Source organism: Kineosporia sp. NBRC 101731 (assembly GCF_030269305.1).
Taxonomy (GTDB): Bacteria; Actinomycetota; Actinomycetes; order Actinomycetales; family Kineosporiaceae; genus Kineosporia.
Window position 1 is genome coordinate 198,481 of record NZ_BSTC01000001.1, and the last position, 14,410, is coordinate 212,890.

The 14,410-nt window shown below is 64.1% G+C and carries 14 protein-coding genes and 3 pseudogenes; 12 read left to right on the forward strand and 5 right to left on the reverse strand.

What is annotated here, in order from left to right:
* Positions 1-36 precede the first annotated feature (36 nt).
* Positions 37-792 (reverse strand): MerR family transcriptional regulator, encoded by a 756-nt coding sequence (locus QSK05_RS00880; protein WP_285592861.1) that lies wholly within the window; start codon positions 790-792, stop codon positions 37-39.
* A gap of 43 nt (positions 793-835) precedes the next feature.
* Positions 836-1,261, reverse strand: a pseudogene (locus QSK05_RS00885) (TetR family transcriptional regulator C-terminal domain-containing protein); the annotation flags it as partial.
* A 2-nt stretch (positions 1,262-1,263) separates the two neighbouring features.
* On the opposite strand from QSK05_RS00885, the pseudogene QSK05_RS00890 reads away from it, so the two are divergent.
* A pseudogene (locus tag QSK05_RS00890) lies at positions 1,264-1,560 on the forward strand (SDR family NAD(P)-dependent oxidoreductase); the annotation flags it as partial.
* A 49-nt stretch (positions 1,561-1,609) separates the two neighbouring features.
* Here the strand turns inward: QSK05_RS00890 and QSK05_RS00895 are convergent.
* Positions 1,610-2,728 carry a calcium-binding protein gene (locus QSK05_RS00895; RefSeq protein ID WP_285592865.1) on the reverse strand — a complete coding sequence of 373 codons (1,119 nt, stop codon included), beginning with the start codon at positions 2,726-2,728 and terminating at the stop codon, positions 1,610-1,612.
* Positions 2,729-2,924: 196 nt separating this feature from the next.
* Between QSK05_RS00895 and QSK05_RS00900 the strand changes: the two genes are divergently transcribed.
* The 6 genes from QSK05_RS00900 (at position 2,925) to QSK05_RS00920 (ending at position 8,774) form a co-directional block, all read left to right on the forward strand.
* Positions 2,925-3,524, forward strand: a complete 600-nt coding sequence (locus tag QSK05_RS00900) for an SMI1/KNR4 family protein (protein ID WP_285592867.1) — start codon at positions 2,925-2,927, stop codon at positions 3,522-3,524.
* 207 nt (positions 3,525-3,731) lie between these two features.
* Positions 3,732-3,944, forward strand: a complete 213-nt coding sequence (locus QSK05_RS00905) for a type II toxin-antitoxin system HicB family antitoxin (RefSeq protein WP_285592869.1) — start codon at positions 3,732-3,734, stop codon at positions 3,942-3,944.
* On the forward strand, positions 3,944-4,162 hold the full coding sequence (locus QSK05_RS36200) for a type II toxin-antitoxin system HicA family toxin (protein ID WP_352299567.1): 219 nt from the start codon (positions 3,944-3,946) through the stop codon (positions 4,160-4,162). Before QSK05_RS00905 ends, QSK05_RS36200 begins: the two co-directional genes overlap by 1 nt.
* A 664-nt stretch (positions 4,163-4,826) precedes the next feature.
* Complete coding sequence (locus QSK05_RS00910) at positions 4,827-7,013, forward strand: hypothetical protein (RefSeq protein ID WP_285592871.1); 2,187 nt, start codon at positions 4,827-4,829, stop codon at positions 7,011-7,013.
* Positions 7,014-7,713: 700 nt separating this feature from the next.
* On the forward strand, positions 7,714-8,574 hold the full coding sequence (locus QSK05_RS00915; RefSeq protein ID WP_285592873.1) for a helix-turn-helix domain-containing protein: 861 nt from the start codon (positions 7,714-7,716) through the stop codon (positions 8,572-8,574).
* Entirely contained in the window at positions 8,571-8,774 is a 204-nt protein-coding gene (locus QSK05_RS00920; RefSeq protein ID WP_285592875.1) for a DUF397 domain-containing protein, read from the forward strand. The genes QSK05_RS00915 and QSK05_RS00920 overlap by 4 nt, the downstream gene beginning before the upstream one ends.
* A gap of 78 nt (positions 8,775-8,852) precedes the next feature.
* Here QSK05_RS00920 and QSK05_RS00925 read toward each other — a convergent pair whose 3' ends face one another.
* Together QSK05_RS00925 and QSK05_RS00930 are read right to left on the reverse strand one after the other, a co-directional pair.
* Positions 8,853-9,386, reverse strand: a complete 534-nt coding sequence (locus QSK05_RS00925) for a GNAT family N-acetyltransferase (RefSeq protein ID WP_285592877.1) — start codon at positions 9,384-9,386, stop codon at positions 8,853-8,855.
* Entirely contained in the window at positions 9,383-10,249 is an 867-nt protein-coding gene (locus QSK05_RS00930; protein WP_285592879.1) for a GntR family transcriptional regulator, read from the reverse strand. The genes QSK05_RS00925 and QSK05_RS00930 overlap by 4 nt, the downstream gene beginning before the upstream one ends.
* A gap of 44 nt (positions 10,250-10,293) precedes the next feature.
* On the opposite strand from QSK05_RS00930, the gene QSK05_RS00935 reads away from it, so the two are divergent.
* The 5 genes and pseudogenes from QSK05_RS00935 to QSK05_RS00955 all read left to right on the forward strand — a co-directional run bounded on the left by QSK05_RS00935 (position 10,294) and on the right by QSK05_RS00955 (position 14,371).
* Positions 10,294-10,545, forward strand: a complete 252-nt coding sequence (locus tag QSK05_RS00935) for a DUF6284 family protein (RefSeq protein ID WP_285592881.1) — start codon at positions 10,294-10,296, stop codon at positions 10,543-10,545.
* Positions 10,542-10,832: a hypothetical protein gene (locus QSK05_RS00940; RefSeq protein WP_285592883.1), complete on the forward strand. Its 291-nt coding sequence runs from the start codon at positions 10,542-10,544 to the stop codon at positions 10,830-10,832. Before QSK05_RS00935 ends, QSK05_RS00940 begins: the two co-directional genes overlap by 4 nt.
* A 92-nt stretch (positions 10,833-10,924) precedes the next feature.
* A pseudogene (locus tag QSK05_RS36205) lies at positions 10,925-11,329 on the forward strand (ABC transporter permease); the annotation flags it as partial.
* Between the two features lie 417 nt (positions 11,330-11,746).
* A complete protein-coding gene (locus QSK05_RS00950) occupies positions 11,747-13,975 on the forward strand; it encodes a hypothetical protein (protein WP_285592887.1) in 2,229 nt (742 codons plus the stop codon).
* 141 nt (positions 13,976-14,116) lie between these two features.
* Positions 14,117-14,371 (forward strand): hypothetical protein, encoded by a 255-nt coding sequence (locus QSK05_RS00955; protein ID WP_285592889.1) that lies wholly within the window; start codon positions 14,117-14,119, stop codon positions 14,369-14,371.
* The last annotated feature ends 39 nt before the right edge of the window (positions 14,372-14,410 follow it).

Here is a 14,410-nt window from a genome sequence, read left to right on the forward strand (position 1 = left end):
CTGCCTGCGGGCCGAGATGCCACCGCAGCGTTTTGTCTACAGGTTCCGCTCCGCATAGGCCCTCAGCGCATCCCGCACGTACTCCGCGTACGGCGTCGCATCCGCCCCGGGCGGCGCGTAGTTCTTCGCGAAACGTGGATCGGCCACGTACATCTCGCCGATCCCGATGATGTAGTCCCGGCTCGGCTCAGCCGTGATCCTCAGCCACTCGACCTGCCGGCGGGCAACCTCCTGGGCGACCACCCCGTCCACTGCTTCCTGATCGTCGTGGGCCCGGGCGAAATCCCTGGCGATGTCGAGCATCTGCCTCCGGAACGACGCCTTCTGCCCGTCGTCGAGCGACCTCCACCACCGGTCGCCCTTCTCGTAGGCCTCCGGCCCCCACTGCTGCGTGACCTCGTCCCGGTACTGCGTGTGGTCGAACCCGTCCAGCACTTCCTCGGCCATGAGCGTCTCCCCTCCCTCGAGCTTGCGAATGGTCGTGCGAATCGACCGCACCTGACGCCCAATGCGATCCTGTTCCTGCGCAAGCATTTCCAGATGCTCACGCAGGGCCTTCACCGGGTCGGACGCCCCGTCCAGAGCTTCTTTGATCGCCGGCAGCCCCACCCCGTGCTCCCGCAGCAGCAGAATCCGCTGCAATCTGACCAGCCCCTGCTGGTCGTACCAGCGCTGCCCATTGCTCGCGGTCCGGCTGGGCACGAGCAGCCCGACGTCGCCGTAGTGCCGCAGGGTGCGACTCGTCGCGCCGGTCAGCCGGGCCACTTCCTGGATGGACCATTCCGCCGTCACGAGAACCACGGTAGGAGTTGACGTTGCGTCAATGTCAACTACGTCAGGCGGGCGGCCAGCTCCTCAGTGCGGCGTCGGCCACCTGCTGCAGTTCTTCGCGGGTGGCACCGCCCGCGGCCTGGACCGCGATGCCGTTGGCCACGGTCATGACGTAACGGGCCAGCACTTCGGGGTCGGAGGTCGGGGGTAGATCACCTTCGTCCACGGCCTGCCGGAAGCGGTCGACAAGGGCCGCGCGACCTCCGTCCCGCCACACCGCCAAGGTGTCGCGGACGACTCGTCCCGCTTCACCGGTGCTCAGTGCACCCTGCACGCCCATACAGCCGGCGGGTCCGCCAGGCCAGGTGCTCGAGCGGACCGACCCGGCGAGAAACATGGTGGCCACCTGCCGGGCGGTCGGCTGGCGCAGGGACTCGAACGAGTAGGCCGCGGGGCCGACCGTATAGCGCTGCAGCGCTTTGAGAAACAGCCTCCGCGTCCAAGGCCGCTCTGCGGACCTTCGCGCGGGTCTGGGCCCATGAGCTGGCAGGCCGGAACATCCGTGTCAACGCTGTCTCCCCCGGCCCGATCGACACCACCGGCATCAATGAGCTGGTCGGCGAGGAGAACGCGGCCGGCTTCAAGGCGAGCCAGGGTGCTGGTCTCCCGATCGGGCGCATCGGTCGCCCGGACGAGGTCGCCGCCGCCGTAGCCTTCCTGGCCTCGGCGGACAGCAGCTTCGTGATCGGCTCGAACCTCTACGTCGACGGCGGCGAGAACCAGATCTGAGACGCCAGGGGTCGTTTCCGCCGAATTCCGACGGGACGGCCCCTGCCTCTCAGTTCTTCAGCGTGTTCTTCCCAGCCCCGCCGTTGAGGACGTCCTTGCCCAGCCCGCCGTACAGCCAGTCGTTCCCGGCCTGCCCGAACAGCTTGTCCACACCCGAGTTGCCGTAGAGCTTGTCGCTGGCGATGCCGCCCTCGAGCCGGTCGTCGCCCGCGTCGCCGTACAGCACATCGTTGCCCGAGCTGCCGCTGAGCCGATCGTTGCCCGCGCCGCCGTACACCTTGTCGTTGCCGCCCTCGCCCAGGACGCCGTCGTTACCGGCACCTCCGTAGACCAGGTCTTTGCCGTTGCCGCCCATCACGATGTCGTTACCGGCGTCCCCGTACAGCTTGTTGTTGCCCTCGTCGCCGTAGACGCTGTCATTGCCGCTGCCACCGTGGATGACGTCATTGCCGGCGTCACCGCGCAAGACCTGGGCACCCACGCCGCCGGTGATCGTGTCGTCGCCCTCGTTCCCGCTGGCAGACGTGCCCTTACCGATCGCCCGCACGACGTCGTTGCCCTCGCCGCCCTCAAGGATCGGGCCGTTGTGGCCGGTGATGATGTCTTCACCGGGGCCACCCCAGACCGTGGTGGCGAAATAGAGGTCGCTGCTCTTCGTGCGGAGGGTGTCGTTGCCATTGCCAAGAACGAACTGATTGATGACGCGCGTCCCGGCCGGGTTCGAGAAGGTCACCGTGTCGTCCTGGTCGTACAGACGAGTCACTGTGTACGAGATCGGCTCGTCGCGATACAGATTCGCGTCGTAGTCGTCGATCGTGCAGGTGACGCGGGTGTGGTCGGTCGCGTCGGGGTAGGCACAGCCAGGCCCCGCCGAGATCTCCACAATGTCGTCGTAGGTGTACGTGAAAGTTTTCCCGCCACCGGACTTCTCGCTCGTGACGGTGAGGTCGTTCCGCTGACCCGGCGACGCTTTGTAATCGAGGCGATAGCCGATCCGGTCGGCTCCACGCGTGAAGTAGTACACCCGAGCGGTGGCGGGGGCAGTAACGGTGCTCGCGGGGGCAGCACCCGCGCTCTCCCCCAGACCGATGGCCGCCATCCCGATTCCCAGGAGCGAGGCGACAGCCCCGAGGCTCACCAGCTGGCGGGGGCGGCGACGCAGAGCCATGTGGAGGTTCTCCAGGAGAGCAAGCCCAGAAGGCAGGCAAGAGGGGATTCGCCGCAACAATGTTGGACGAATACCAACAGAGGGTACCGCTTCTGGGAGCCGCCGGGACCGCACAGAACCTTTGATGAACTGTGAATCGGACCGCGCCCGTGAACACCAGAGCTCGTGACAGTCCGCAGACCACCTGGGAGCACCCATGCCGGATCAGCAGCCACTCACGGTCGAGGAGTGGCAGGTCTTCCTCACCGAGTTCAGCCGGAGAGTGCTGGCCTCCTCGCGGCAGACCGTCGACCGGTTCGACCCCACCACCGAGCTCGGCTTCGTCACTGTTCCGCGGTTCAGCCCCGAGGTCGTGGAGAAAGCCTGGATGGGCACCGACCCGTGCAGCGAGAGCGATATGGCCCTGGCCGAAGCACGTCTGGGCTGTTCCCTCCCCCCGCGGTTCCGGAACTTCTACCTGGTCAGCAACGGCTGGACCGACGCCGGACGGTACGGGGAAGATGTATGGCCGCTCGAGAAGATCGACTGGCTTCGTGACGCCGAACCCGAACTCCTGGAGATCTGGCTCGAGGTCTACGACGAGGAGGAAGCCGCCGTACTCAGGACCAGCCTGCTCATCGGGTATGCCGACGGGGGCGCCGGCGACTACTGGCTCTTGAAACCTCCGACCGGCGATGCCGATTCAGAGTGGACCGCGTACCAGTGGGGGCCCGGATCCGCCGGGGACCCGGAACCGTACGAGAACTTCGCCGTGCTCATGGCGGAGTACTTCGACGAGGTGGTGGACGAGAAGTGAGCGTTCGGTCGTTATGGTGCTCGCCATGTCTGCTTGCAAACAACAGGTCAGTAGGTCGCCGAGCGTCTTTGCCGTGCTGGCAACGCTGATGCCGGCCGATCCGGAGCGGCTGCGGTCGGGGTGTTTGCTGTACTTTCCCCGCCGACCTGAGCACGCTTCCGTTCAGATCCTGCCGCTGGACGATCCGAGCGGGTTATCGTTTGTGCCATGGCAGAACCCCGCACAGTGACGGTACCGATCGTCATCGAACAAGACGAAGACGGCGTGTGGTGCGCCCACGCCCAGCTCCGCCCCGGCCTGGGCGCCCACGGTGAAGGCGACACCGAAGCAGCAGCCTTGGACGACCTCCGCGAGGCGCTCACCGCTCTGATCGAGGAGTTCGGTGTCCCTCGCGAACTGTCGATCACCGTCGCGGCCTGATGCCCCCGTTCCCTTCGGTCTCCGGGGCGCGCGTAGTCCGGGCGCTTGAACGAAAAGACTTCAAGGTCGCGAGAGTCGCCGGAAGCCATCACATTATGCGGCACCCTGACGGGCGAGGAACTACTGTCCCTGTGCATGGAAACCGGGACATCGCCAAGGGCACCCTACGGGGGATTCTCAGCGACGTAGGTATGACCATCGACGAGCTTGCCCCCTAGCCCCAACCGATGGCTTTGGCTCCCTGCACGTGGAAGGGGCCGTCCCCGCCGAAGCGGAAACGGCCCCTGACCTGCGGTGGAGACGATGGGACTCGAACCCACAACCCCCTGCTTGCAAAGCGGCCAGAAGGGTCAATCATTCTGCCGCGCAACCACTTTCGATGAATTTGAAAGTCCAAATCGGTCCCGGATCGTCCACGGTAGTCCGGGACCGTTGGCTCCCTGCTTGGCTCCCCGGAGCTTGGCCGGCATAAGGAGTTCCGCCCCTTGCCCTGGCGACGTCTACATCGATCCCTCAACGGCGCCCGGGCCTGTAACGACCGAAAGACTGGCGGTCCCCGTTCCGGTGTAGGCACTAGCCCGAGGGGTCGTCACGTACTCAGTCGCATGGTGATTTCGATCCGATCCGCCATCCGCTAAGACCGATAAGTCATCGATTAGCCCAGAGTTCTGCGTAGCCATGACACAAAATCTGACGAACAGTTGGTGTTTCTGCGATTTCAGGGACAAGGGACTGATGAAACCCCAGCACTCGTAGCGACCACGTGCGAACCGGAAGCGTCCCGTTTTCCACAGGCTAGACACTCTGAACGCCTGATGCGCTACATTGCATCCACGAAGTTGTCAAGGCGTGCATCAGAGTCAGCTCAGATAGGGGAGCAACGTGCCGAAGGTTTCCTTGCGCACAGTTGTGCAAGCCATGCCGTCGCGTCAGGTGGAAGAACTGGCGCTTCAGCGAGATGACCCGGGCCTAAAACTCGACGTATCTGACGCTGAGGGCTACGTATGGCCGCAGCTCAATTTGGATACAATCACCCCTTCGGCGTCCATACTACTTATTCGCGCCCCCGGAGCAATGGGCAAGTCAATGGCGTCAAGGGCGATAGCCCACGCTATCAAAGCTCCCAAGGTAGACCTTGCAAAAGTTCACGTGGGTAGCAACTCATTGTCGGGAATGTTCCTAAAATCCTTTGGCCCTGGCAATGCAGCTCAGTTTATGTTTGCCCTTCAGCAGGGCCATATGGGCCTTGTTCTCGATGGTCTGGATGAGGCACAACTCAAGGCAGGGCACGATCATTTCTGGTCATTCCTCGAAGACGTTGCGGCTCTGCTCGCTGGTGCAGTTCCTATGCGCCAAGTGGTGGTACTTGGACGCCCCGACTCGATATTTGCCGCCGAGTTGGCATTCGGAGAGATGGGCATCTCTTACGAGGTAGCTGATCTTTTGCCTCTCGATGCTGAGACTTTCATCGAGCTTATCGACGTGACCCTCGATAATTTGAAGGTCGATGGCAACACTTACACGACGCATAGAGTGCACCCGCAGCCTTTCGCCGAATTCCGAAGGGCCGTCACAAACGACCTTGCCTTGGCTCTTGAGCCCGACATCAGCGTGTCCGAAGACTACTGGGCAAGGGTGGACTACTTCCTTGGGTATCCCCCAGTTGTTTTGTCGCTAGCACGGCGAATGGCGGTGCCTAACCCGCAGTCTGAGGCAAACGATTTGCTGAATGACCAACGGTCTCACAAAACGAGCGTTGACCGAGGAATTCTACTCAAAGAAATTGTGGAAACCATCCTTGATCGGGAGAGCGTCAAAGTCCGGGAGAGCGTTGCTCAATCGCTTCAACTCTCCGACGAGAAACGAGACCTTCTGTACACCCGGGAAGAGCAGACGCTTCGGGTGATCTCCTATGTTTCCAAAGTCAGCCTCGATCTGACGCTCCCGGCATCACTATCAACGTCCGAGCGAGTTGCCTACGAGGAATTGGTTGGAACCTTTGTACCGGACCATCCTTTCATTTTGGATTCACAGCTAGCAAACGTTGTTTTCGCCGACTACCTTCGGGCATTTGTTACCGTCGCCGAGACAACGGCTCTCCATGGAGTTAAGCGCGCTGACTTGATCGGCGCCTGCCCTCCGCCTGGGCCTTTCTATGTTCATTTCGTATCGGGCCTCAGCCCGGATGCAACTGATCACGATTCCGTTGATGAATCAATGATCGGTGATCTTGTGCGCTCTTACATTGCCGGGTCGCGAGGACCGGCCGGGTTCACCCTGGCACAAGGTGGGGAAACCTATTCATTGGTGCTATACCCAACTAACGAGGACGGTTCTTGGGTTCCGGATATTAACCCTATACATTTTTCTATACCCATGACGTCGGGCGTGGTCGAGCTGACAGGCCCTCTAGCCCGCGCAACCGTTGCCCTTCGCGAAGCCAGCCTTGTGCTGAATGCATCTACCCAAGGCGAATTGGAACTCGGCCCCGGCGTCCTCGTCGTCGTGGATTCCTTGGAGATACGTGCCGCTAGCATTGCAGTCGTTCAAGCGAAGGAGGCAGCGTCTGTCTTTCTTAGCGCCCGAGACTTCACCGGCGACCCCAAGGCCCGAGTTACTAGTCGATCCGACCACGCATTGATGGTTAATTGGCCCGACTGCTGGCATCCCTGGAGGGCCTTTGAGTCAAGGATTGCTTATGTTGGCACTGATGGGGCGTTCAAGAGTTCAAACGCTAGGAAGGTGAGCAGCGCTATTGTCGGCATGAGGCGTATTCTCACGTCTTTCAAGCAGAGCGCTGCCGCCGAACCCGCCCTTCATCGAGAGATGTTCGATAATCTTATTATTGGAAAGAATGAAATCTTTCGCGCGGCGTTGAGGCGTTTGATGGAGATGGATATTGTACGCCTGGACTCCCAGCTGTACCGGTTGTCATTGCCAAATCTGAAACCCTTCGGTGTCAGCTACGCCGCGTTGCGGGCACCAGGGTTTGCAGAGACTTTGCGGCCTCTGATGATTAAGGCTTTGGAGTCGGAAGATTTCCGTCAGTCTCTTACTGGTGAAGGCTGACCATTCGCCCTAAACCGCCATTTGCGACCGGCGGCGGTATTCGCGGGCCGCGTCTGCTAATTGAAGACGCGGATCTCTCGGCCGCGATCTGAGTGCGGTTTGACCTGTGCGGCTCCGACCGTGCCTGTGAATCTGTGAATGAGGCACGGCCGGAGCCAATGCCGTGACGTCGCTCGGCGGAGGGAGGCTGAGCACGTCACGTTGGGTGCCCCCACGGCGCCCGTGTTCCCCGTCAACGGGTGCGGTGGGGGCGGTTGGTGGGCGGGAAGTCGGCTTCCCCGTCAGGCCAGCTTCCCGCCATTCCCTTGTGCGTCGTCTGCCCGTGACGACGCTCCCCAGGCATCCCGCAGGGCGGCCGGCATCTTGTGCCGGGGGCGGGTGGGGCCCCGTCTGACGCAGGGGGATCAAGGGAGTTGAGGCTCGGCGCCTGTCGCAGCGACCCGCGTGGTGGGGCGGTCAGACGCCGAGCTGTTGTGAGCTGAGCCCAGGCGGCTCAGCGGGCCGGGACCATGTCCCAGAACGGCCAAAGGGTGGTTTTCAAGATCTCGCTAGCACCGCTGGTGTATCTGCGTCTCATCGCGATCTCACTTCCCGTTATCGCCCCGTATGTTTCTGCTACTAACCGTGGCGGCCCTGCGGGCTTCAGTGCAACAGGGCCTTTAGCCCGGTCTACTGGGTTCGTAGCATCGGCTCACGGGGCATGACGCGGGGCGACGTGACAGGGGGCAAGTCGACGATGGTGGCGCGGAAACCACGGGCGACCGTGACGCAACGACAGGTGGCCAACCGGCTGAAGACCTACCGGGTGCGGGCCAAGAAGACGCAGGAGGAAGCCGCTATGGCTTTCGGCTGCGCGGTTTGGAAGATCCGCCGAATGGAGGCCGGGACGGTTGCGGCCAGCTCGGGCGATGCGCGGGAGCTGGCCGACATCTACGGCCTGGACGATGAAGAGACTCAGGCGCTGGTCAACCTGGCCAAGGGAGCCAAGGCGCGGAACTTCCTGGCCAATCTGGACGCAGTTCCGCAGGGCCTGTCGCTGTTGGCCGGTCTGGAGGCTCAGGCATCAGCCATGAAAGACTATTCGGCGTCCGTCGTCACTGGCCTGTTGCAGATCCCGGACTACATCCGTTCGGTCATCCGGGCCGATCCCGAAGTGCCTGAGTCCGACGTTGAGCCGCTGCTGGAGTTCCGCCTAGAGCGGCAGCGGCTGTTCGCCCGAGAACCTTTGCTGAACGCCGATTTTCTTGTTCATGAAGCCGCTCTACGGGCGCATGTTGGTTCCCCGCGTCTGATGTTGGACCAGCTCAGGCACCTGGTTGAGCTGGACGAATCAGAAGCGGTGTCCATCCGCGTCTGGCCGTTCCATGCCGGATTGCATCGACTCCTGGCAGCACCGTTCATCGTCATGGAGTTCGACGATCCGGCCGACCCGGACGTGATCTATCTGGAAAACCATGTGGAGGAAAGATATTTGGAGATTCCGGCACAAGTGAGCGCGTTCCGAGCCATGTTCGCCGACGCCTTCGACCAGGCACAACCGATCAAGGAGTTCAGACCATGACTGTCGAAACCGACTGGTTCAAGGCAGCGAAGAGCGGATCACAGAACGGCTGCGTAGAGATGCGCGGCAATGAAGGACGCGTGCAGGTCCGCGACACCAAAGCCAAGGGCGCGGGACCGATTCTGACCCTGACCCCGGTCGCATTCGGCGCCTGGGTGGCGGGAGCCAAGGGTGGCGAACTCGACCACCTGATGAAGTGACACTCAGGGGTGACCTGAGCTGACGACCAACGGGGTTGTTCCCGGTCAAGCGTGGAACCGGGAACAACCCCTCAGCGCTCAGGCCGGCATAGCGACTCTGACGTCCTTCTGGAACAAGGCACCCGATCCCCGGTGCGGTAGATCGACCACCCTGACCAGCTCGAATCCCTGGCTTCGGTAGTAGGCGTGGAGCGCTGTGTTGGTCTTCCAGGCATCTAGGCGCAGCCATCGGTGCCCCTGGTCAGCCGTCTCCCGTACCGCCCAATCGAGCATCTGGCCGCCCAGCCCCTGGCCCGCGAGTCGCCGGACGATGACCATGCGGTGGACGTAGAGAGCCGATGCGGGATCGTCTGTCTCAGTCCAGAACTCAGGGTCGGCGAAGTCGTCGAGTGTGAGCGAGCCGACGGCCGTCTCCCCGTCGAGGGCAAGGAATACCTTGCCCTGAGCGATCGAGGAACTCAGACTCCGATCGGTCGATGCCCAAGGGTTATGGGGAGCCGTGGTCTGCCATTGATCGGTGCCCTTGGAGGCAAGCCAAGCAATGGCTTCGGCCTGGAGGTCGGCAACGGTTGGCTCATCGCTGGTCTGTGCCTGGCGGAATCCGAGCTTCATTGGTCCTCGCTGGGCAGTGGTAAGCCGGGCCGGTCGAACGTGATGACGTGCCGGTCGCCGGGAAGGACGTTGTAGACGCACCGAATGGGCAGGTCATCCGGCCCGTAACCAGTGATGATGTGCAGGGCGATCGGAGTGCCGGCCGTTAGGTCGAGGCGGGTCACTTCGTCGGGGCTGGGCATCCGGAAGAAGATCTCGTCGACGGCCCGGACCTGGACGAAGCCCCGGTTCGCGAGGGCCTGATTGGCACCTTCGGGGATGTCGAGGGGCGCCATGATCGGGGTGTCTTTGACGATCTCTAGCGGGTAGTAGCTGTCATTGATGTAGAAGGGTTCGCCTTCGAGGTAGCGGACGCGCCGCCGGACCACGGCTAGCTCATCGGCCTCTAGCTTGAGGCGGTCACGCACCACGACGGGCGGGGCGACGATTGCCACGTCGATGGTCTGGTGAGGGTCGCGCCCAGCCCGAGACTGCTCGGTGATGAACACGTCTTTCTGAGCGTCGGGCGACGGGGGCTGTAGGTCATCCTGCGGGCGGTAGGTCATCCGCTTTCGGTCCCGGATGAAGTAGCCGTGCGGACGTCGGGACTCGATCAGCCCCTCGTTGACCAGAAGGCCCAGGGCATCGCGGGCTGTGTTCCGCGCCACACCGAACGACTCCATGAGCTCGGCCTCGGTGGGCAGTTTCCCGCCCGGAGGACGCGTGCCGTCGAAGATCTCATTGCGCAGCTGATCTGCGATTTGTTGCTTCACCGTGCGGGTGCCGCTCGGCACTGCCATGAGTTCCTGCCTCCCGGTCAGATTGTCTAGACAGTCTATCTCAAGTGGTTGACATCGCCCCGCGATCGCTTCTAACGTCCACATTGTCTAGTCAATCCGGACGAACTGAACGATTGGACGGAAGTCTGATGATGTTCCACTTCCTGTCCGCCGACATGGCGGACGACGAACCGTCGGCGCAGGACCTCACCGCGATCGAGGCCGAGGGGCCCGTGATCCGGGCCGAGCTGGCGGTCACCGATGCCGAGATCGTGATTGCTCAGCTTGGGCAGCGTGTTTCGGAACTGGACTGGGCCCGGCTCCGGCTGGCCGAGCGTCGCTTGGCTCGGGTGAGCCGGGAGCGTTTCAACGCGGGCCGCCCGATGGGTGATGCCGCGTGAGCGGGGTCGAGGCGCAGCGCCGGGCCGCTGTCCGCACCGCGATCGAGGCCCGGCGTCCGTTCGGACGATTGGGCCGCAGGCTGGCCATCGGCTACCTGGTCGCCCTGGCCGTCACCCCGGCGACGGTCGCCGTTGCTCAGCTCCTGACCCCGGATCACGCCCAGGTCGAGGGCCCGGTCTCGCGGATGGTCGAGGCCCGGTGCCTCAACGGCCGGATTCAGGTGGCCATCGACACCGGCCGGGCTGACGGGATGTTGCTCGCCCGCGACACCGGGGAGGCGTGCTGATGTCCGCACCGCAGACCAACCACATCGACGTGACGGAGGAATCGAGCATGACCACGGAAACCAGTACGCCGGATCAGCGTTCGGGGAAGTCGCCCCGCGTGTGGCCGGTTCTGCTGCTGGCCCTTCCCGCGTTCGTCGCGATCTGGTCCGGCTGGGTCGAGCTGGGCCGCCTGACCGGGTTCGGCCCGGTGTCGCCACTGCCTGGCATCTGGGACGAGGCGACGATCGACACCGCGATCACGCTCCCCATCGGGGTCGAGACCTACGCCGCGTACGCCATGTACGTGTGGCTGGCCCTGAACGTCAGCGCCAAAGCCCGGACGTTCGCCCGTGTCTCCGCGATCGGCTCCCTGATCCTGGGTGCGGGCGGACAGGTTGCTTACCACCTGATGGCAGCGGCCGGGATGACCCGGGCCCCTTGGCCGATCACGGCCACGGTCGCCTGCCTGCCCGTCATCGTCCTCGGGATGGGTGCCGCTCTGGCCCACCTGGTCCGGCACGAACCGGCCGAGACCGAACCGCAGGTAGCGACGAAGAAGGACGCCGAACCGGCAGCGACCGAGGACACCGACGCCCCGGCAGAGGACGCCCCGGAAGCCCAGGGCGAGACCGAGCCGGAGACGACCGAGCCCGATCGGCCAGCACGGCGTGACCAGCCACAACGCAAGATCCGGACGAACGCCGAGAAGGCCCGGGCGATGCGCAAGCGCTACCCGAACCGGACCTACGCCGACATCGCCGAACGGCTCGGCGTCACCGAGCGAACGGTGAGCCGCTACTTCAGCCCCGCTGTCTCGGCGGATGTCGCCGAGCCGGACGACATCGCCGCCTGATCCCTGCCTGACATCACGCGTCACCGGGCCCGCCCGTCCCCTGCATCGGGCGGGCCCACCAACTCCGGGAGGAACGCAAGGATGAGCACCGCCCCTGAGTACGGCACGGCCACGGACGATAACGACGAGAACAACGGCGCCCAGGTCTTCGACCTGGCGACCGCACGGATTCGCAACACCGAACCGGACACCCGACCGGACAGCGAACCGGACATCGACCCTGACACTCAGGACGACATCGACCCGGACAACGATCACGAGTCGCTGCTGATCGAGCGTGACGACCTGGGCGCCCCGGTCGATCCGGCCGACGACATCCCGGCCCGGCTGATCGGCCGCAACGGCCGCCCGGTCCGGCCGATCGTCCCGGAGTGGGCCCGCTCCCGCTCTGCGCTGTACATGTCCGCCCGATGGGGCCTGAAGTACGGGGGATACGTGGTTGCCTACCAGGCAACCCGGACGCCGAAGTATGCCGCAAAGGCTGCGTTTTACGCCCCGATCGGCGCGTTCCGCACGTCCTGCGGTCTGGTCCGCTGGGCGATGGCGGAAGAGGGCAATTGGGTGCTGCGGCAGCATGCCGCGAACAGGGGTGACGCCGAGACGTGGCTCAAGCTCGACCGTCAGCGGCAGCGGCAATCGGTGTGGCGCTGGTGGGTGGCCGCCCCGACCTTCCTGGTCGTCACCGTCGCTCTGGTCCTGCTGGTCACCGGTGTCGTCCCGACGCTCTACCAGGCACTGACCGTGCTGATCGGGGTGCCTCTGCTGGCTCGGGCCGGAATGCCGGCCGATGCCCGGATCACCGACCGGGTGATGCAGGGCAAGACCTACCGCAAGCTCACGGCCGAGCTGGTCCGGCGCGGCCTGACGTCCATCGGTATCGCCGGGATCAACTCGGCGGTGGCGAAGGATGCCAACGCGATCAGCTTCCCGACCGAGATCCACCGCGACGGGCCCGGGCATCTGGCCCTGATCGATCTGCCGTTCGGGGTCGAGGCCGCCGAAGTCATCGCCCGACGCGGACGCCTTGCCTCTGCGCTGCGGCTCCCGCTGGATCAGGTCTGGCCCGAACCGGCCGGACGGGCCCACCCGGGCCGCCTCGCGCTGTGGGTCGGGCATGAGCCTGCCTCTGCGATGGCTCAGCCGGTCTGGGCGCTGCTGAAGGACGGCAACAGCCGCTCGGGTGCGGTGGACCTGTTCAAGCCGTTCGAGTTCGCCACCGATCCCCGGTTGCGTCCGCTGCTGGCCGAGCTGATGTTCCGGAACTGGCTGTTCGGTGGTCAGCCCGGTTCCGGGAAGACGTTCGCCCTGCGGCTGCTGATCCTGGCCGCTGCGCTCGACCCCCGGGCCGAGATTCGCGGCTACGAGCTGAAGGGGGTCGGGGACTTCAAGGCAATCGAGCCGGTGGCCACGGAGTATGGCAACGGGTTCGATGACGAGACCATCGCCCGGTGCGCCCAGTTCTTCGACTGGTTGTTCGAGGAGTGTGAGCGTCGGTCGAAGCGGATTGCGTTCTACGCGGCCAAGGGGATGTGCCCGGAGAACAAGGTTACGCCGGAACTGGCTTCCCTGAAGGGTTCTGGGCTTCATCCGCTGGTCTGCTTTGTTGATGAGATTCAGAACCTGTTTCTTCACAAGGAGTTCGGAAAGAAGGCCGGGGAGGTGGCCGAGAAGGTCATCAAGCTCGGTCGCGCCCTGGGGATCGTCCTGGTCCTGGGCACGCAGATTCCGGACAAGGATTCACTGCCGACCGGGATCACGCGGAACGTGAACACGCGGTTCTGCCTGTCGGTGGCTGACCAGACGGCGAACGACATGATCCTGGGTACGTCGATGTACAAGAACGGCTATCGGGCAACGGTGTTCGAGCCCGGGATCGAGGCGGGATGGGGCATCGCGGTCGGGCTGGGCAAGGCTGGCGCCTACCGGTCGTACTACATCGACTCGACCAGCGCCGAGAAGATCATTGAACGGGCGGTTCGGCTGCGGCAGAAGGCCGGGACGATGCCCGAGGGTCCGGCCGAGCGTGAGGTGCCGACGTTCGATCTGCTGGCCGATCTGGTCACCGTGTGGCCCGTCGGGGACGAGAAGGCATGGAACGAGTCTCTTCTGACCGCACTGACCGAGTTGCGGCCCGAGATCTATGACACCTGGGAACGAGACCAGCTCACGGCAGCCCTGAAGACCCACGGGGTTCCGGTTGGGCAAATCGGCCGGCGGATCGAGGGCAAGCCCGTCACCAGGCGTGGCCCGGCCAAGGCCGACGTCCTCTCGGCTATCACGCGCCGTAACCAGAAACGGGCCGCCGATTAGGTGCTAGATCGCCGCTAGCGCTAGCGGTCACGGCTGCTAGCGCTAGCACCCCCGCTAGCACGCAACCTCCGGGCCGACCTGCGGCCTAGCGGCTAGCACCCCTTTGCCCAAAACCACTAATCAGAGGCCCTGGAGGCAGTCTTGAACCCCCTGGCATCTCCCGCTAGCGCACTGATCCTGATCCCCCTGTTCTTCACGCTCGGTTACCTCCTGACGTGTGTGTTCTGGCCGTTCGGGAACTGCCGACGCTGCTCCGGCTCGGGCAAACGTCTCGCCTGGTTCGGCGGCAAGGGCTTCCGCGACTGCCCCCGCTGCACCGGAACCGGCCGCAGGCTCCGCACCGGCCGACTGATCTGGAACTTCTACCGCCGCCTCCACGGCGACGCCCACCGATGAGCACCGCGACCAGGGCGACGACCGGGCCTGCCTCCCAGA